This window comes from Paraburkholderia jirisanensis (assembly GCF_054782355.1).
In genome coordinates this window covers 429,898-447,923 of sequence record NZ_BAAGSQ010000021.1, presented here as the reverse complement: position 1 = coordinate 447,923, position 18,026 = coordinate 429,898, and the positions used below count along the sequence as shown (strand labels likewise).

The window sequence follows — 18,026 nt, the reverse complement described above, 5'->3', positions numbered from 1 at the left end:
AGAACGTACAGAACCATGCAATTCCCGGAATCCTGGCTTAGAACCTTTGTCGCTCCGCAACTGACGACCGAACAGCTGTCGCATGCGCTGACCATGGCCGGTCTCGAAGTGGAAGACCTGCGGCCGGTCGCGCCGCCCACCACGAAGATCGTGGTCGGCCGTGTGCTCGAAGTTGCGAAGCATCCGGATGCGGACAAGCTCAACGTCTGCCAGGTCGATGCCGGCACCGGCGCGACGCTGAACATTGTGTGCGGCGCGCCGAATGTGGCGGTGGGCATCAAGGTGCCGGTCGCGCTGGTCGGCGCGCAACTGCCGCCGTCGGAAGCGGGCGGTGCGCCGTTCGCGATCAAGCTGTCGAAGCTGCGCGGCGTGGAAAGCCAGGGCATGTTGTGCTCGGCGCGCGAACTGAAGCTGTCCGAAGACCATAGCGGTCTGCTGATCCTGCCGGACGATACGCCGATCGGCCAGGATATCCGCGAAACGCTGAAGCTCGACGATACGATCTTCGAAGTGAAACTCACGCCGAACAAGGCGGACTGCCTGTCGGTGTTCGGTATCGCGCGCGAAACCGCAGCGATCACCGGTGCGCCGCTGAAGCCGGTCGAGATCAAGCCGGCGCCCGTCACACTGAACGAAACGCTGCCGGTGAAAATTTCGGCGCCCGATCTGTGCGGCCGCTTCTCGGGCCGGGTGATTCGTGGCGTCAATGCGCGCGCAAAGTCGCCGCACTGGATGGTCGAGCGCCTCGAGCGTTCGGGCCAACGCAGCATTTCCGCGCTGGTCGATATCTCGAATTACGTGATGCTCGAACTGGGCCGGCCGTCGCACGTGTTCGACCTCGACAAGATTCACGGCGCGATGGACGTGCGCTGGGGCAAGCGCGGCGAAACGCTGAAGCTGCTGAACGGCAACACCGTCGAACTGGACGAAACCGTCGGTGTGATCGCCGACGATCGCCATATCGAAAGCCTCGCCGGCATCATGGGCGGCGACAGCACGGCGGTCACGCTCGACACCACCAACATTTATCTCGAAGCCGCGTTCTGGTGGCCCGACAGCATTCGCGGCCGCTCGCGCAAGTACAACTTCTCGACCGACGCAGCGCATCGCTTCGAACGCGGTGTCGACTATTCGACGACGGTCGAGCATATCGAACGCATCACGCAGCTGATCCTCGACATTTGCGGCGGCAATGCCGGCCCGGTCGACGATCAGGTCGTCAACCTGCCGCAGCGCGCGCCGGTGAAGATGCGCGTCGCGCGTGCACAGCGCATCATCGGCATCGCGATCGGCGCGGATGAAATCGCCGATATTTTCACGCGTCTCGGTCTGTCCTTCGAGCGCGACGGTGACACCTTCGCCGTGCAGCCGCCGCCATATCGTTTCGACATCGAGATCGAAGAAGACCTGATCGAAGAAGTCGCGCGCATCTACGGCTTCGAAAAGATTCCGGCCAATCCGCCGGTCGCACGCAGCGAAATGCGCCGCACGAATGAAACGCAGCGCTCGATTCACATGCTGCGCCACGCGCTCGCCGCACGCGACTACGCGGAGACGGTGAACTTCAGCTTCGTCGATGCCGAGTGGGAACAGGACTTCGCCGGCAACAGCAATCCGGTGCGTCTGCTCAATCCGATTGCGAGCCAACTGTCGGTGATGCGCACGACGCTGTTCGGCAGTCTGATCAGCGTGCTACGTCACAACCTGAATCGCCGCGCCGAGCGCATCCGTGTGTTCGAAGCCGGCCGCGTGTTCCTGCACGACCCGGCGATCAAGGCCGGCGAGATGACGGTCGAAGGCTTCGCGCAGCCGAAGATGCTCGGCGCGCTTGCGTATGGTCCGGTGCTCGAAGAGCAGTGGGGCGCGCCGTCGCGGCAAGTCGACTTCTTCGACGCGAAGGGCGACGTCGAAGCGCTGTTCGCACCCGCGGTCGCGCGCTTCGTGAAGGCGGAACACCCGGCGCTGCATCCGGGCCGCAGCGCGCGCATCGAAGTCGATGGCCGCGCAGTCGGCTGGATTGGCGAACTGCATCCGCGCTGGCTGCAGAAATACGACCTGCCGCACGCACCGATCGTATTCGAAATCGAAGCCGAAGCGCTGATGCAACGCGCATTGCCGAGCCCGACCGAAGTGTCGAAATTCCCGCCGGTCCGGCGCGATATCGCGCTGGTCGTGGATCAGAAAATCGAGGTTCAGGCACTGCTCGACGAGCTGCAAAAGGCGCTGTCGGACGACGCCTGCAAGACCGTTCAGAGGGTTGCACTTTTCGACGAATTTCGTCCAAAATCAAGTACTTCCGGTGGGCTGGCAGCCCACGAGAAAAGCCTTGCGTTCCGTGTGACGTTGCAAGATACTGGCGGGACCCTTCAGGACGAAACGGTCGATCTGGCCATTCAAACCCTGGTGGATCGTCTGGCTCGAGCATATGGCGCGCGGTTGCGCGGATAACCCGCGGTAACGTTTCTGGTTACGTGTGGGTTACAGAAAGGCGGCAGTTGCGGCCTATCCGTTTCAGGTAGTGCGCCATTTGATAGATATGAATGAAATGAACTCGAGTGATTTCGAAGCCCTTCTTACGGCGCAGCGTAGCGCCATGATTCGCGACATCCCGACATCACCGGCCAGCGCGTCGGGCGAAACGCCGACGCTGACGAAGGCCGAACTCGCCGAGTTGCTGTTCGATAACGTCGGGCTGAACAAGCGCGAAGCGAAGGACATGGTCGAGGCGTTCTTCGAGGTGATTCGCGACGCGCTTGAAAGCGGCGACAGCGTGAAGCTGTCCGGCTTCGGCAATTTCCAGTTGCGCGACAAGCCGCAGCGTCCCGGCAGAAACCCGAAGACGGGCGAGGCGATTCCGATTGCCGCGCGCCGTGTCGTGACGTTTCATGCAAGTCAAAAGCTGAAAGCGCTGGTCGAGAACGGCGCCGAGGCGAGTCTCACGCGCTGACACGCAAGGCGCGTGCGCGCGCAACCATCACGACGGCCTAACTGACGATGACAGCGACGATCGAAAAAGTCGTCTTGCCTCCGATACCGGCGAAGCGCTACTTCACGATTGGCGAAGTGAGCGAGTTATGCGGTGTGAAACCGCATGTGCTGCGCTATTGGGAGCAGGAGTTCACGCAGTTGCGGCCGGTCAAGCGCCGCGGCAATCGCCGTTACTACCAGCATCACGAGGTGCTGTTGATCCGGCGGATTCGCGACTTGCTATACGAGCAAGGCTTTACGATCAACGGCGCGCGCAACCGGCTCGATTCGCATGGCAGCGCGCATGCGCAGGCCGATAGCGCCGAGCGTGAAGAGGCGCAGGAAGCAGCGGCGGCGACGCCTGCGGCTAGCGCTGCGGTCGATGTCGATCAGTTGCGCAAGGAGCTGTTGCACGTGATCGATTTGCTTGGGCACTAAGTTGCGCATTGAGTTGGGCACCAAGGCGCAAACGCCGATCTTGTTGCGATCCTCAAAGTGCGATCTTCATGTCCGCGAGGGTACTCAGCCACGTTTGGCTCTGTTATACTCGCTGGCTTCGGGGCGTAGCGCAGCCTGGTAGCGTACCTGCATGGGGTGCAGGTGGTCGGAGGTTCAAATCCTCTCGCCCCGACCAGGAAAAATGAAAAAGGACTTACGGTGAAAGCCGTAAGTCCTTTTTCATTTGCGCAGCATTGTCCATCAGTAGCGCCGCTGACAGATGCCGGACACTCTGCAACCAACGCGACATTGATCAGCTTGCCTAAGAACGAACTCGGTACACGTTCGCTTCCTGAAGTGGCGCACGCCCCAAGACTTTCTTTTAGCCGATGAAGGCGCCAGCTTCAGCGCTTAGCGCCTGCCAGATCATCCTATGCATCCAGTTTGTCGCGCGAGACCTCATCTGTTTTTTCGCGCACACGCATATCGTTTCCCTTACCGGCAATGGGAATGAGCCAGGCGCTCACGACGGCAAGCACCGCGACCACGACGACGCCCCAAAAACTCCAGTACAAAGCCTGAAACAAAACGGCCCGCACGTCATGGTTGCTAGCGAGCTGCGCAAGCCCAGTCGGTTCGTCAAGCAGGTGAAGAAGCCGGGTGGCCAGTTCGCCGTTGCCGTAATGCGTGATGCCCAGATTGAGAATCGCGCCGAGCGCGGCGGCACCCAAGGTATTGCCGAGGCTGCGCGAAAAAGTAATCGACGCGGTAGCGCTGCCGCGCATCGACCATTCGACGCTCTCCTGTACCAGCACGATGCCGGTGATGCTGACGAGCCCCATCCCGAAGCCCATCAGAAATGACGCGAATGCGGCCACTGCGGGATGACTGTGCGGCGTCAGCAACAGCAGAAAGACGGCTCCGAACGGAAAAATCAGGCTGCCCACCCGCACCGAGCGACGGATGCCGAAGGTCTTGAAGAGTCGACTGGAAAGCATCACGGCGAGCGGCCAGCCGACGATGAGCGAGGTCAGCGTGGTACCCGCCGTGATCGGTGAAAGGCCGAGCACACCTTGCACGTAGATCGGCAGGATGGTGGTCAGTCCGATCAGCGCCATGCCGGCAAGCAGGGTGGTCGCGTTACTGGTCGCGATGAGGCGGCGTGTCCACAGTTCGAGCGAAATGATGGGCGCGGCGGCACGCCGCTCCTGCAAAATAAACAAGCCACCGCTGACCAAAAACAGCAGCGCGAGACCGGCGAGCACCCAGCCCGATGCGTCCGTTTCCGTCAGCATAAGCAGCAGCGAGACGATCGCGACTGAAAAAAGCAGCGCGCCGGCATAATCGATTCTGACTGCGCGATGCTCAAACTTCTCGCGTAGAAAGCGTGAGAAGCCGATGATCGTCAGCACGCCGAGCGGCAGGTTGATCCAGAAGATCCAGGCCCACGAGAAACGGTCGATGATAATGCCGCCGGCGAGCGGCCCGACGACCGCGGAGGCGGCCCAGACTATCGCGATCATGCCTTGCGCCTTGCCGCGTTCCTCAAGCGTGTACAGATCGCCGATGAGCGTCATCGCGATGGGGTAAATAGCCCCCGCGCCGAGACCCTGCAGCACACGGAACGCGATCAGCGACGTCATCGACCAGCCGAAGCCGCACAGCAAAGAGCCCGCAAGAAACAGCACGATGCCTGTCAGCAGCACGGGCTTGCGACCGAACATGTCGGCGAGTTTTCCATAGATGGGCGTAGTGGCCGATTGCGCGAGCAAAAACGCGGAGAACACCCAGCTGTAGTACGCGAATCCGCCGAGTTGACCGACGACACGTGGCATCGCAGTGGCCACGATCGTGGCCTCGATCGATACCATGAAGGTTGCCAGCATGATCGTGCCGAGGATCAGCGAGCGCTGCGAAGCAGAGACGGAGTGGGGCATGCGAATCCATCAAAAGTCGATATGGCCGGCGGCATCGACGGATTTATACATGCATATGCACTCTCAGGCAAGATCGAATACTCAAATGTTGAAGTTGTGCTTCGTGCGACGTGACGGCGTTGCGTTTCGCTGCCGTCGGCGGCGGCCGCTTACGGTAGCGGCACGAACCTCAATCTTGTGGCGCTACTGCGCTATCGAAATGCTTTCTCGCATCGACGATCTTGTCGAAGCTGATCTCAGCCCACGCGGTCAGCGTATCAAGCGGCGCCATCGCCGATTGGCCTAGCGACGAAAGCCGATACTCGACACTCGGCGGCTTGGTCGGAAACACATGACGCGTTATCAGCCCATTGCGTTCCAGCGTGCGCAGCGACTGCGTCAGCATGCGTTTCGAGATATCCGGAATCTGTCGATGCAGTTCATTGAAACGGCGCGCCTTGCCCGATAGCGACATCAGCGTGAGCGTCGACCACTTGTCGCCGATCATATTGAGTACGTTGCGCAACGGGCAGCGCTCGGCGTCAAAGCCCTGCGTCTGCCATTCGTTAAAGCGCGTTGCTGCCGAGTGTCGGGCCGCGGTGGCGTCGTCGACAAGGTTACTGTCGGGTAACTTGGACACGGAAAACTGCCTCCTTACGCGTTCGGAACTTGGCCTCTATGATAGACCGAGTCTCAACCACAGACAGTAGGAGCTCTTCGATGTCCACTCAACCGACTATCCTCGTCACCGGCGCTGCCGGGCAACTAGGGCAACTCGTGCTGCGCGCGCTGCTTGACACCACGCCGGCAAACCGGATCCATGCACTGGTGCGCAGCGAACGCGCCGCCGCGAGCGTCGCGGCGCTGGGTGTGCAGGTCCGCATCGGCGACTACACCGCACCACGTTCACTCGATGCCGCATTTCAAGGCATCGAACGCGCGCTGCTGATTTCGTCGAATGACCTCGGCCAGCGCGTTGCGCAACACGCGAACGTCATCGATGCGGCGAAACGCGCCGGCGTCGGCTTGCTGGCGTACACGAGCTTGCTGCACGCCGATACCTCGCCGCTTGGACTGGCCGAAGATCATCGGCAGACGGAGGCCGCATTGCGTGCGTCGGGGTTGCCGTTCGTGCTGTTGCGCAACGGCTGGTACACCGAGAATTACACGGCTGGAATTCCCGCCGCGCTCGCGCACTCGGCGCTATTTGGCAGCGCCGGCGCTGGCCGCATTTCGTCCGCGGCGCGCGCCGACTATGCGGCCGCGGCGGCTGCCGTGCTGACGGCTGCGCACGTGCAAGCCGGGCGAATTTACGAGCTCGCGGGCGACCATTCATTCACGCTAGCGCAATTCTCTGCTGAGTTGTCGTCACAGACGCACAAGTCGATTGCGTATAACAATCTGCCCGAAAGCGAATTCAAGGCCGCGCTGCTCGCAGCCGGACTGCCCGAGCCGGTCGCGGCGCTGCTCTCCGATTCGGACAAGTGTGCAGCCGACGATGCGCTGTTCGACGACAAAGGCGAACTGCGCGCGCTGATCGGCCGTCCGACGACGCCTTTTGAAAAGACGATGGCAGCAGCGCTCGCGGCGTGATGGCCTGATCGCATCACGACGGCACAGCTACGCGTTGTGCACGCAAAGCGATCCATCCGCCCGCGCGGCGATACGCCCGGTGTGAACGGTGCACTGTAACAGCCGGCCTCGCACATGACGGAAGGGCGAGGCTGCGCTACGCCGGCCATGGCGCAGCGCCAGCGCGTGCGTCAATCGCGGCCCGCATCCGCCAGCGCGGCCGTTTCCGGCGCCACTTCCCAGCCGCCGCCGAGCGCACGATACAGCGCAACGGCGGCCTGCGCATGCGCACGCCTCGCCTGATTGAGCGCTTGTGCGTCCCGCAGATAAACCCGTTGCGCGTCGATCACATCGAGAAAGCTCGACGCACCGCCTTTGTACAACTGCGTCGACAACGTCAATGCGTGCTTCGACGCGTCGCATGCCGCGCCTAGCCGCTCGGTCTGCGTCGCGTCGTTCACCAGGTCGCTGCGCGTGTCTTCGATTTCCTTGAGCGCGTTCAGCATCGTCTGATCGAGTGCGAGCTGCGACTCGCGCATCCGGCTTTCGCTCGCGTCGATGTGTGCGGCGATCCGGCCGGCATTGAAAATCGGACTGGTCGCGCTCAACGCCGCACTGAACAGATTGTCGGTGAGCGTCGGGCTGTTGACCCACGACGCTGCCAGCAAACCGTCGCTCAGGCTGAGCTGGAACTTCGGGTAGCGCTCGGCGCGCGATACACCGACTTCCGCGGCGCGCTGCTCGACCTGCGCATACGCGGTTCGCACATCGGGGCGCTGCAGCAGCGCGGCGGACGGCAGCGTGTGCGGCACGCGTTGCGACGGCACCGGAATGTCGCGCGCGTCGATCGATAGCGATTGCCCGATGCTTTCGGGCGTACGGCCTGACAACACAGCGATCAGACTCAGCTGATGCTGGATCTGCGCATCGATACGCGGCATGCGAGCTTCTACATCCAGCAGTTGGTTCTGCGCGCGCACCACGTCGAGCTGGGTCGACAGGCCGAAGCGCAAGCGGTCCTGCGTCAGCTTCAGCGCGCGGCGGCTGATTCGCTGGTTGTCGTCGAGGATGCGCCGTTCCGCCTGTGCCCAACGCAAGTCGATATATGCGGCAGCGGTATCCGCCGCCAGCGCAAGACGCAGCGCATGCAAGGCCGACTCGCGGCCCGCGACCAACGCCTGGCTGGCCAGCACCGCGAGCCGTTCGCCGCCGAACACGTCGAGGTCCCAGCTGGCCGTCGCGCCGAAGCCGGCCGAATCGACGTAACCGAGCGGTGGCGGCGTGATTTGCCGCGCGTGCGCGGCGAGGGCGCCCGCGTCGAGTTGCGGCACTAGCGCGGCGTGGCGCTGCCTGACTTCGTCCTGCGCCTGCGTGATGCGCTCCTGCGCGGCTCGTGCGTCGAGGTTGCCGTGCAACACCGTTTGCACCAGCTCGTGCAGCGTCGCGTCGCCGAACTGCGACCACCAGCGGTTTGCATCGAGCGGATCCTGCGGCGTGTCGACGCTCCACGCAGCGGGCGCCAGCGCGCCGACGGCGGCCGGCAAATCAGCATGCGTGGCGGGCTGCACCGCACAGGCGGCCAGCGTCAGCGCGGCCGCTGCGGCGAGCGCCGTTTCGATCATCTTTACCATGGTTTTTTTCAGTGTGCGTCCTGGGGCGGCGCGGTATGGCCGAACGGTTTCGACAGCAGCATCGCAAGCAACGCGACGCCGAAACACAGCGCAACCGCAACGAAGGTATCGGAGAAGGTCAGCACCAGCGCTTCGCGCATCAGCAGTGCGTGCAGCATGCCGATGCCGCCTGCGGTGCCGTTCAGCGTATCGCCGGCCAGCGCATGCAACTGCGCGATCTGCCGGCCCAGGGCGAGGTCGATCCGCGGCCGGCCGGCGTTCACGTGTTCGGCAAGCCGCTCATAGTGCAGGTTCAGGCGGTCGTTCAGCATCGTGCTGACCACCGCGATGCCGATCGCCCCGCCCAGGTTGCGCATCAGGTTGAACAGGCCGCTCGCCGATTTGAGCCGCGCCGGCGGCAAGCTGCCGAGCGACATCATCACGATCGGCGAGATGCAGAACTGCTGCCCGAAACCGCGCAGCATTTGCGGTATCAGCAGTTGTTGCCAGCCCCATTCATGGGTGACCGGCGCGTACAGCACGCAGCCGAGCCCGAACAGCACGAGCCCGAACACCAGCAGCGTGCGCAGCGGTACAAAGCGTGCGAACCACGTGTACGCGACGAGGCCGACCAGCTGCGCACTGCCGACCGATAGCATGGCCACGCCGATCTGCAGCGAATCGAAACCCCGCACGCGCGACAGGAAGCCCGGCGTCAGAAACACCATGCAGTAGATGCCGATTCCGATCACGAACGACAACACGCTGCCGATCGCGAAGTTGCGCAGCGCGAGCGCTTTCAGATCGACGATCGGGTCCTTCGCGGTGAACGCGTGCACGATGAACAGGAAGCCGGCGACGCCGGCAATCCATGCGCACGCAACGATCGCATCATCGCCAAACCAGTTCTTGCGCGGTCCTTCTTCGAGCACGTACTCGAGGCAGCCGAGCGCCGCCGACATCAGCAGGATACCGAGGTAATCGCCGCGCCTGAGCAGCGACAGATCGGGCTCGTCGACATGCACGAACTTCGGCACCAGCACGGTGACCAGCACGCCGGGCACGAGATTGATGAAGAACAGCCAGTGCCACGACCACTCGCCGGTCAGCCATCCGCCGATCACCGGGCCGATGGTCGGCGCGAGCGACGCCAGCGTGCTGACTGCGGTCGACGCAATCAGCCGCTGCTTGCCGGGCGGAAACAGCACGAACACCGTGGTGAACACGGTGGGGATCATCGCCGCGCCCAGTGCGCCTTGTAGCGCGCGAAACAGGATCATCGAATCGATGTCCCACGCGAGACCGCACACCATGCTGACCACAGTGAAGCCGAACGCGGACGCGGTGAACAGCCAGCGTGTCGAGAACACGCGCGACAGCCAGCCGGACATCGGGATCACGATGATTTCGGCGATCAGGTACGAGGTCTGCACCCACGACAGCTCGTCCTGGCTCGCGGACAGCCCGCCGCCGATATCCTTCAGCGACGACGCGACGATCTGGATATCGAGCGTGGCCATGAAGAAGCCGACGCACATCAGCACGAACGCGAAGACTTTGGCGCGCAACGGCTGGTCGGCGGGATTGAGGGCGGCGGTCATCGCGCGTCGCCGGTGGCAGGCGCGGTGGCGGACGCAGCCGAATCACGGGCGGCGCCGGCGGCCTGCGGCAGGCCCGCGCTGGAACCCCCGCCGGAACCCCCGCCGGCGGTGTCCAGATGCACGCGCACGGTGGCCGACAGGCCCGGGCGCAGCACCTGCTGCATGTCGTTCGGCACATCGAGCCGGATGCGCACCGGCACGCGCTGCACGATCTTCGTGAAGTTGCCGGTCGCATTCTCGGCCGGCAGGATGCTGAAGGTCGCGCCGGTGGCCGGCGCGAGGCTTTCGACAACGCCCGCGAGCGGCTGGCTCGACGCATCGAGTTGCACGTCGACCTTGTCGCCCGGCCGCATCCGCCGCAACTGGTCTTCCTTGAAGTTCGCATCGACCCACAAGCCGCGCGCGGGCACGACCGTAAGCAGCGCCGCGCCGATATTGGCCAGCATGCCGGTGCGCGCGGTGCGGTTGCCGACATAGCCGTCGAGCGGCGCGCGCAGCGTGGTGTATTCGACGTTCAGCTCGGCCACGCGTTGTGCGGCCGTCGCGGACAGCACGTGAGCCTTTACGGCCTCGACTTGCGCATCGAGCACGGCGAGGCGGCGCTGCGCAGCCAGCAGCGTCGCGTTGCTGCGCGCCAGCGCGGCGCGCGCCTTCGACAGGTCCGCGTCGGCGCGCTCGGTCAGCTGGCTCGACACGGCCTCGTCCTTTACGAGCTCGCGATAACGCGTCTGATCGGCTGCGCTGCGTGTCAGTTCGGCGTTCGCGGCCTGCACGCCGGCCGCCTGTTCGTCGATCACCGCAAGCTGCAGCGCGCGTTGCGCGGCAAGCTCGCTGGCGTCGGCGTGCGCGCGTTGTAGCTGGGCATTCGCGTCGGCAAGCCGGGCATCGTAGTCGCGCGCATCGAGGCGGATCAACACGTCGTTGGCATGCACGTACTGGTTGTCGGTAACCGCGACGTCGGTCACGAAGCCGCTCACGCGCGGCGCCATCACCGTGACGTCGCCGCCGACATAGGCGTCGTCGGTGGTTTCGATGAAGCGCCCCGCAAAGTACCAGTAGCCGCCCGCGGCGAGCGCGATGGCAACCACCAGCAACAGCGCCAGCCACATCCACGGAAGGGAGCGTGCGCGAGCGGGAGCCTGGGCGTTCCCCGGTGGAACGCCCGCTGTTGAAGAAGAGGTCATGGTGTGGTGTGTGATGCAATGAAATGATTCGCGCTGCGCCTGAACGAGCAGCGTCGGCGTTACTGTGACAGAACCGACGCTGCGAACAAATTCCCCATTCGCTCGCGCTGGATGCGCAAATTTGCAGGGCCGGCAGCGCCGTGCAACATCGCAGGTCCGGCGTGCGCGTACGGCCAGTTACGAGCCGCTTGCGACGCATCGATAATCCCTTAGGAATTCGACTCTTTTGACAACCGGCGCCGCTACGCTAGTGGTGCGCGCCAACGCTTGATGGGATGCGCGACATGAAAGGGACTTACAGGGCGATCCAGGCGATCGCGCCCGGCCAGCTGGAAATGGTGGAACTTGCTTTGCCCGAACCGCCGCCAGCGCATGTGCGAATCCGCGTCGAAGCATGCGGCGTGTGCCACAGCGATTCGTGGACCGTCGACGGCACCGTTCTGCCAGGCATCGCGTATCCGCGTGTGCCGGGCCACGAAGTGGTCGGGCGGATCGATGCGCTCGGCGCGCTGGCCGAACCGTGGCGAATTGGGCAGCGGGTCGGCGTCGGCTTTCTTGGTGGCCACTGCGGTATCTGCCAGCATTGCCGGCGCGGCGACACGGTGAGCTGCGAGGCGCGCGATTTCACCGGTATTAGTGTCGACGGCGGCTATGCGGAGGTGATGATCGCGAAGGCCAACGCGCTCGCGTCGATTCCGGACGAACTGCAGTCCGTCGACGCCGCGCCGCTGCTATGTGCGGGCCTGACGACCTTCAACGCGCTGCGCAACGCCAAAGCGCGCAGCGGCGAACTGGTCGCGATCCAGGGCGTGGGCGGCCTCGGGCATCTGGCGATCCAGTATGCGGCGCATATGGGCTACCGGGTTGCGGCGATCTCGCGCGGCGCCGACAAACTGCCACTGGCGGTGCAGCTCGGCGCGCATCACTACATCGACAGTGCCGCGCAGGATGTGGCCGCCGAACTGCAGAAACTCGGCGGTGCGAAGGCGATTCTTGCGACCGCGGCGGTCAACCAGTCGATGGCGGCGCTGACCGCCGGGCTTGCGCCACGCGGCGAACTGTTGATCGCGGGGTTGGGCGGTAGTGAGGCGATGGCGGTCGATGCGCTGCCGCTGGTGCGTGGCAGCCGCTCGATTGCCGGCTCGCTGACCGGCAGCCCCAGCGACAGCGAAGACACGCTGGATTTCAGCGTGCTGCAGCGGATCAACGCGATGACCGAGACGTATCCGCTTGAACGCGCCGGCGAAGCGTATCAGCGGATGATGCGCAATGAAGCGCGCTTTCGGGTCGTGCTGGTAATGGGGCAATAGGCGTCGCGGCGCCCGGTAGACAACCTGGGGGCGCCGGTCCGACAACCCGGTGCTACGGTGAAACCGTGTACGCCGCGTCAAACAGCGCCCGTTCTGCAACGAACGTCTCGGTCAGAAAATCGGTCGCTGCTCTGACCGCGCGGTTTTTGTTGTCGCCCGGCCGGGTAATCATCCACAACTCGCGGGAAGGCGGCAGCGGCTCCAGCGCACACGGCACGAGCCCGGCGACGGCTCGCCCGATGAAATGCGGCAGCATTGCAATGCCCGCGCCGGCACGGGCCGCGGCGGCCTGCGCCGACTGGTTGTCGGCGCGGAATGCGAACCGCGCACGCGGAAAGCAGCGCATCAGCCACGCGGCGTCGGCAATCGACGCGTTGGCTTCGTCGAACGCGACGAATACCGGCGTGGCGCCCACGGCGATGCGTTGCTGCCACTCCGGCGCCGCGTAAAATCCGTAGTCCAGCGTGACGAGCGGCCGCGCAATCACATCGCCGTCCAGCGGCCGGCCGAAGCGCAGCGCGATATCCGCTTCGCGCAAGTCGAGGCTCACCGCGCGCACGCTGGCGGAAAGCTCGATGTCGAGCCCCGGGTGGCGCGCGGTCAGCCGCGGCAGCCGGGCCGACAGGAATTCCTGTGCGAGACCGGGCGTCGCGCTGATCCGCACCAGACCTTTCGGACTGTCGTCGGTGCCGGGCCGGCTCAGCGCCGCGGCGGCCGCTTCCATCTGATGCGCGGCGGCGACCGCATGCGCTCCCGCAGCCGTCAGCACGAAGCCGTCGGGGCGCCGCTCGACCAGTTTCTCTCCCAATGCCTGTTCGAGCGCCGCGATGCGCCGCGCGACTGTCGTGTGGTTCACGCACAGCGCACGGGCGGCCGCCGCAAGGCTGCCGTGGCGAGCCAGCGCGATGAAGAAGCGGATGTCCTCCCAGCTCGGATGGTGTGGGGTGGGGTCGTTCATGGGGCGAAGGCGGTGGATTGAGGGTGTGAGGCGTTGCCGGTGCGAGTCCGGGAAGCCGGTCGTGCCGCTCGCGCAGCGCGGCGGTGAGGTGTCGAGCCTGTTGACGAATTTGCCCGTGGCAACAGGCATTATGGTCGCGCGGCCGGCTGGGCGAAACCCATCATTCGCGCACAGCCGCGGCTCGATTTTGCACTGGCCTTCATTGGCCTTCATTGGCCTTGTACGGCAGCTGTTTGTTTCGGGCAGCGCCTGCGGCGGCCGGGCAGGGCGGCAACCCGAAGTCTGCCGGTCCACCACCCGACGAAATTAGAACCCCCCATCCTAAAGTTCCACATTCATCCAGCCGTAAACCCATCAAGCATGTTTCCGTCGTTTTTTTCGGTCACAATGCGTCGCCGGCTGCAGCGTGATCCGGCAACGCGCGCAGGGTGACCGCGCGGGCGAAAGGTGCGGTGACCCAGGCACCCGCAATACTGTCACCCAGGCTGCACAGAATTCGCGCTACCAGACCACTTACCAAGCCGGAGACCATTCGATGCGGCACATAACAGTCGGCTTGCTCGTACTTCTGATGATGTGCTGCACCAGCCGCGCTGCGCTGGCCGCCGGCCCCACCTGCTCGCGCCCGTTCACGCTTGCGCTGCACGAGCACGGTTTGCTCTATTCGACCGACACCGATTCCGGTATCGACAAGGACTTCGCCGACGCGCTGGCGCGCCGCAGCGGCTGCGAGATCCACGTCAGCGTGATGTCGCGTGCGCGCATCTGGAAGCTGATCGAATCGGGCGCGCTCGACTTCAGCCTGTCGGGCATCACGAACGCGGAGCGGGACCACTATGCGTCGTTCGCGTGGTACTTCAGCGACAAGTTCTATCTGCTGGTACGCAAGGATTCGGGCATCCGCGCGCTGACCGATTTCGAGCACAATAACCGCTTCCAGCTCGGCGTGATCCGCAGCTTCCGCTATAGCGATTCCGCCAACCGGCTGGTCGACAGCCTCGCCGCCGAAAATCGCGTGAGTCTCGCGGGCGGCCTCGACCCGCTTTATCAGGCGTTGATTGCCAAGCATATCCAGGGGATGATCATCGAGCCATTCGATTACCCTGTGCTGCAAGAGGACAACATCCGCAACGTCACGACCATCATCGAGTTCAACGATCCGGCGGTGCCGCATGGCCTGATCATGTCGAAAAAAGCCTTGTCCGACGACGAGCGCGCCCGCTGGCAGGCGCTGGTCGACGACATGCGCGCGGACGGCACGGTGCGGCGTATCTTCAGGAAGTATTTCAAACCCGACCTGGCCGACGCGATGGTCGATTTCCAGACCTTGCCGTGACGCGCGCGCGCCTCGTCCTGATTCCGTTGCTGGTCCTGTGTGCCGCGCTGTGTCTGACGTGGGCCGTGTGGGATCACGAGCGGCATGCGTCGCAGCACGAGTTGCGCTCGCAATTCAACTTCGCGCTTGGCGACGCGGTCAGCCGCATCGAGCAGCGCATGGCGGCCTACGAGCAGATGCTGCGTGGCGTGCAGGCGCTGTTCGTCGCCACCGGCACGCTCGATCGCGAGCGCTTTCGCGATTACGTGAACGTGCTCAATTCGGATGCGAACCTGTCCGGCATCTCGGCGATGGGCCTCGTGCAATGGGTACCCGAGGCCGACGCCGCGCAGCACATCGCGACCATGCGTCAGCTGGTCGGTGCAAGCTACGCGCTCGAGCCGGCCGGCGCGCGCAGCGGCTACGCGCCGATCATTTCGCGCATTGCATTCGGCGACAGCAACCGCATGGTGCTGGGTTTCGACGCGTGGACCAACCCGGTGCGCCGCGCCGCGATGGAAAAGGCGCGCGACTCCGGGATGGCGGTCATGTCCGGCAAGGTACAGCTCGCCGCCGACCAGGGCTTGCCGGAGTTGCCCGGCTTCATCCTGTACTTGCCGGTGTACGCACCCGGCCCGATCGATTCGGTCGCGGCCCGCCGCGCGCATCTGATCGGCTGGATCTACGCCGCGTTCCGCATGAGCGACGTGATCGCGAGCCTGTACGGAGAAGAACCGCCGGGCCTCGCGCTGACACTCTACGACGGCGTCGACGCGTCGCCTGAGGCGCTGCTGTACCGCTCGCCGAACGCCGGCAGCCAGCGGCACACGCCAGGGCAGCTGACGGCCAACGAATATCTGGTAGTCGGCGGTCACGACTGGATGCTGACGCTCGCCGCACAACCGCGCTTTCTCGACCGCTTCGGCCGCAACGCCGAGTGGCTGATTGCCGGCACCGGCGGCGGCCTGGGCGTGCTGCTTGCGCTGCTCGCGTGGTTTCTCGCCACCGGCCGTAGCCGCGCGCTGCGCCTCGCGTCGACGATGACCCGCGAGCTGCGCGAAAGCGAGGAAAAATTCCGCGCGATCGCCGACTGCACGGTGAACCTGGAGGTGTGGTGGGGGCCGGACGGCAAGCCGCGCTGGATCAACCCATCGGTTGAGGAGTACACCGGCTACAGCGTCGCGGAATGCATGGCGATGCCGGATTTCGCGAGCAAGCTGATTCATCCGGACGACATGGCGCGCGTCGCGCCCGAGTTCCTGAAAGGGCGGCGCGGCCTGCGCGGCGCCGACCTCGAATTTCGTTGTGTGCGCAAGGATGGCGCGGTGATCTGGCTGTCGGTTTCGTGGGTGCCGATTCACGATGGGAAGGGCGCGTTCACCGGTTTTCGCACCAGCGGGCGCAACATCACCGAACGCAAGCAGGTGGAGGCGGAACTGCGCATCGCGGCGGTCGCATTCGACTCGCTCGAAGCGATGATGGTGACCGACTCGAGCGGCACGATCCTGCGCGTGAACTCCGCGTTCACCGAATGCACCGGCTACACGGCGCAGGAAGCGGTGGGCCGCACGCCGCGCATCCTGCAGTCGGGCCGGCACGACAAGGCGTTTTTCCATCAGATGTGGTTGACCATCCGGCGCGAAGGCGGTTGGCAAGGCGAGATCTGGGACCGGCGCAAGAACGGCGAGATCTATCCGAAGTGGCTGACCATCACCGCGGTGACCGGCGACAACGGCAACGTCACGCATTACGTCGGCACGCATCACGACATCACCGAGCGCAAGATCGCCGAAGAGCGCATCAAGGAACTGGCGTTCTTCGATGCGCTGACGCGCTTGCCGAATCGCACGCTGTTGTGGGAGCGCTTGCGCGAGGCGATCGTGCGCAACGCGCAAAGCGGCGCGTGCGGCGCGCTGCTGTTCGTCGACCTCGACAACTTCAAGACGCTCAACGATACGCTCGGCCACGACAAGGGCGATGTGTTGCTGCAGCAGGTCGCGCAGCGCCTGTCGGCCTGCGTGCAGACCGGCGACACGGTCGGGCGGGTGGGTGGCGACGAGTTCGTGGTCGTGCTCGGCAACCTGGGCACCGAATACCCCGCAGCGATGCGCCGCACCGAGGCGATCGGCGAACGGATCCTCCGCGTGCTCGGCGAAGCGTTCCAGCTCGACGGCATCGAATACCGCACCAGCGGCAGCATCGGCGCCACCGTGTTCCAGGGGCCGCAGGAATCGATCGACGAACTGCTGAAGCAGGCCGATCTGGCGATGTACAAATGCAAGGAGCGCGGCCGCAACGCGCTGTGCTTCTTCGATCCGTCGATGCAGCGGGTGGTGCTCGAGCGTGCCACGCTCGAGGCGGCGCTGCGCAAGGCGCTCGACGAAGACCAGTTCCTCGTCCACTACCAGGCGCAGGTCGGCGAGCACGACCGCGTGACTGGCGCCGAGGCGCTGGTGCGCTGGCAGCATCCGGAGCGCGGCATCGTCGCGCCGGCCGAGTTTATTGCGCTTGCCGAAGAGACCGGGCTGATCATCGCGCTCGGCGACAAGGTGCTCGAAGCCGCGTGCCTGCAGCTCGCGCGCTGGGCCCGCGAGCGCGACATGGCGCATCTGACGATCGCGGTGAACGTCAGTGCGCAGCAATTGCGCGATCCGCGCTTCGTCGACAAGGTGCTCGCGGTGATTGCACGGATCGGCGCCGATCCGCACCGGTTGAAGCTCGAGTTGACCGAGAGCGTGCTGGTCGACAACGTGCAGGACATCATCGAGAAGATGGCGGCGTTGAAGGCCGAGGGCGTCGAATTTTCGCTCGACGATTTCGGCATCGGCTATTCGTCGCTGTCGTATCTGAAGCGGCTGCCGCTCAACCAGCTGAAGATCGACCGCTCGTTTGTGCGCGACATCCTGGTCGACGCGAACGATGCGGTGATCGCGCGCACCATCGTCGCGCTGGCGCAGAGTCTGGGGCTGGGGGTGATCGCTGAAGGCGTGGAGACCGAGGCGCAACGCGATTTTCTGGCGGACATCGGATGCCGCGCGTATCAGGGCTACTACTTTTGCCGTCCGCTGCCGATCGGTGAGTTCGAGGCGTTTGCGCGCAGCTTCGATACCAACGCGGTTGGACTGGAGCCTTGACGGTGCGCTGTGCGTGCCGGG

Annotated in this window: 13 protein-coding genes and 1 tRNA gene; 8 read left to right on the top strand and 6 right to left on the bottom strand. The window is 64.6% G+C overall.

Going from position 1 to position 18,026, the window contains the following annotated elements; translation table 11 throughout:
* Positions 1 to 15: 15 nt before the first annotated feature.
* From pheT to ACYVNQ_RS11205, 4 genes are all read left to right on the top strand, one after another.
* On the top strand, positions 16 to 2,448 hold the full coding sequence (pheT, locus tag ACYVNQ_RS11220; RefSeq protein ID WP_460902548.1) for a phenylalanine--tRNA ligase subunit beta: 2,433 nt from the start codon (positions 16 to 18) through the stop codon (positions 2,446 to 2,448).
* Between the two features lie 88 nt (positions 2,449 to 2,536).
* Positions 2,537 to 2,947 carry an integration host factor subunit alpha gene (locus ACYVNQ_RS11215; protein WP_460902547.1) on the top strand — a complete coding sequence of 137 codons (411 nt, stop codon included), beginning with the start codon at positions 2,537 to 2,539 and terminating at the stop codon, positions 2,945 to 2,947.
* A 47-nt stretch (positions 2,948 to 2,994) separates the two neighbouring features.
* Positions 2,995 to 3,405, top strand: a complete 411-nt coding sequence (locus tag ACYVNQ_RS11210; RefSeq protein WP_460902546.1) for a MerR family transcriptional regulator — start codon at positions 2,995 to 2,997, stop codon at positions 3,403 to 3,405.
* A gap of 119 nt (positions 3,406 to 3,524) precedes the next feature.
* Positions 3,525 to 3,601: transfer RNA gene (locus ACYVNQ_RS11205), tRNA-Pro, on the top strand.
* Positions 3,602 to 3,836: 235 nt separating this feature from the next.
* Here the strand turns inward: ACYVNQ_RS11205 and ACYVNQ_RS11200 are convergent.
* Both ACYVNQ_RS11200 and ACYVNQ_RS11195 read right to left on the bottom strand, forming a co-directional pair.
* Entirely contained in the window at positions 3,837 to 5,342 is a 1,506-nt protein-coding gene (locus tag ACYVNQ_RS11200; RefSeq protein WP_460902545.1) for an MDR family MFS transporter, read from the bottom strand.
* A gap of 169 nt (positions 5,343 to 5,511) precedes the next feature.
* Positions 5,512 to 5,961 (bottom strand): winged helix-turn-helix transcriptional regulator, encoded by a 450-nt coding sequence (locus ACYVNQ_RS11195; RefSeq protein ID WP_460902544.1) that lies wholly within the window; start codon positions 5,959 to 5,961, stop codon positions 5,512 to 5,514.
* An 80-nt stretch (positions 5,962 to 6,041) separates the two neighbouring features.
* Here ACYVNQ_RS11195 and ACYVNQ_RS11190 point away from each other — a divergent pair, with 80 nt between their 5' ends.
* The gene (locus ACYVNQ_RS11190; protein ID WP_460902543.1) at positions 6,042 to 6,914 is read left to right on the top strand and encodes an NAD(P)H-binding protein; all 873 of its coding nucleotides are present in this window, start codon (positions 6,042 to 6,044) and stop codon (positions 6,912 to 6,914) included.
* Positions 6,915 to 7,084: 170 nt separating this feature from the next.
* On the opposite strand, the gene ACYVNQ_RS11185 is transcribed toward ACYVNQ_RS11190, so the two are convergent.
* Genes ACYVNQ_RS11185 through ACYVNQ_RS11175 form a run of 3 tightly spaced genes read right to left on the bottom strand, consistent with a single transcriptional unit; the run spans position 7,085 to position 11,288 of the window.
* Positions 7,085 to 8,524: an efflux transporter outer membrane subunit gene (locus tag ACYVNQ_RS11185; RefSeq protein ID WP_460902542.1), complete on the bottom strand. Its 1,440-nt coding sequence runs from the start codon at positions 8,522 to 8,524 to the stop codon at positions 7,085 to 7,087.
* A gap of 8 nt (positions 8,525 to 8,532) precedes the next feature.
* Positions 8,533 to 10,104, bottom strand: a complete 1,572-nt coding sequence (locus ACYVNQ_RS11180) for a DHA2 family efflux MFS transporter permease subunit (RefSeq protein WP_460902541.1) — start codon at positions 10,102 to 10,104, stop codon at positions 8,533 to 8,535.
* Complete coding sequence (locus tag ACYVNQ_RS11175; protein ID WP_460902540.1) at positions 10,101 to 11,288, bottom strand: HlyD family secretion protein; 1,188 nt, start codon at positions 11,286 to 11,288, stop codon at positions 10,101 to 10,103. The genes ACYVNQ_RS11180 and ACYVNQ_RS11175 overlap by 4 nt, the downstream gene beginning before the upstream one ends.
* A 284-nt stretch (positions 11,289 to 11,572) precedes the next feature.
* Between ACYVNQ_RS11175 and ACYVNQ_RS11170 the strand changes: the two genes are divergently transcribed.
* On the top strand, positions 11,573 to 12,598 hold the full coding sequence (locus tag ACYVNQ_RS11170; RefSeq protein WP_460902539.1) for an alcohol dehydrogenase: 1,026 nt from the start codon (positions 11,573 to 11,575) through the stop codon (positions 12,596 to 12,598).
* 52 nt (positions 12,599 to 12,650) lie between these two features.
* Here ACYVNQ_RS11170 and ACYVNQ_RS11165 read toward each other — a convergent pair whose 3' ends face one another.
* Entirely contained in the window at positions 12,651 to 13,853 is a 1,203-nt protein-coding gene (locus tag ACYVNQ_RS11165) for a LysR family transcriptional regulator (protein WP_460902538.1), read from the bottom strand.
* Between the two features lie 238 nt (positions 13,854 to 14,091).
* Here ACYVNQ_RS11165 and ACYVNQ_RS11160 point away from each other — a divergent pair, with 238 nt between their 5' ends.
* The gene (locus ACYVNQ_RS11160) at positions 14,092 to 14,892 is read left to right on the top strand and encodes a substrate-binding periplasmic protein (protein ID WP_460902537.1); all 801 of its coding nucleotides are present in this window, start codon (positions 14,092 to 14,094) and stop codon (positions 14,890 to 14,892) included.
* Entirely contained in the window at positions 14,889 to 18,005 is a 3,117-nt protein-coding gene (locus ACYVNQ_RS11155; protein WP_460902536.1) for a bifunctional diguanylate cyclase/phosphodiesterase, read from the top strand. Before ACYVNQ_RS11160 ends, ACYVNQ_RS11155 begins: the two co-directional genes overlap by 4 nt.
* The last annotated feature ends 21 nt before the right edge of the window (positions 18,006 to 18,026 follow it).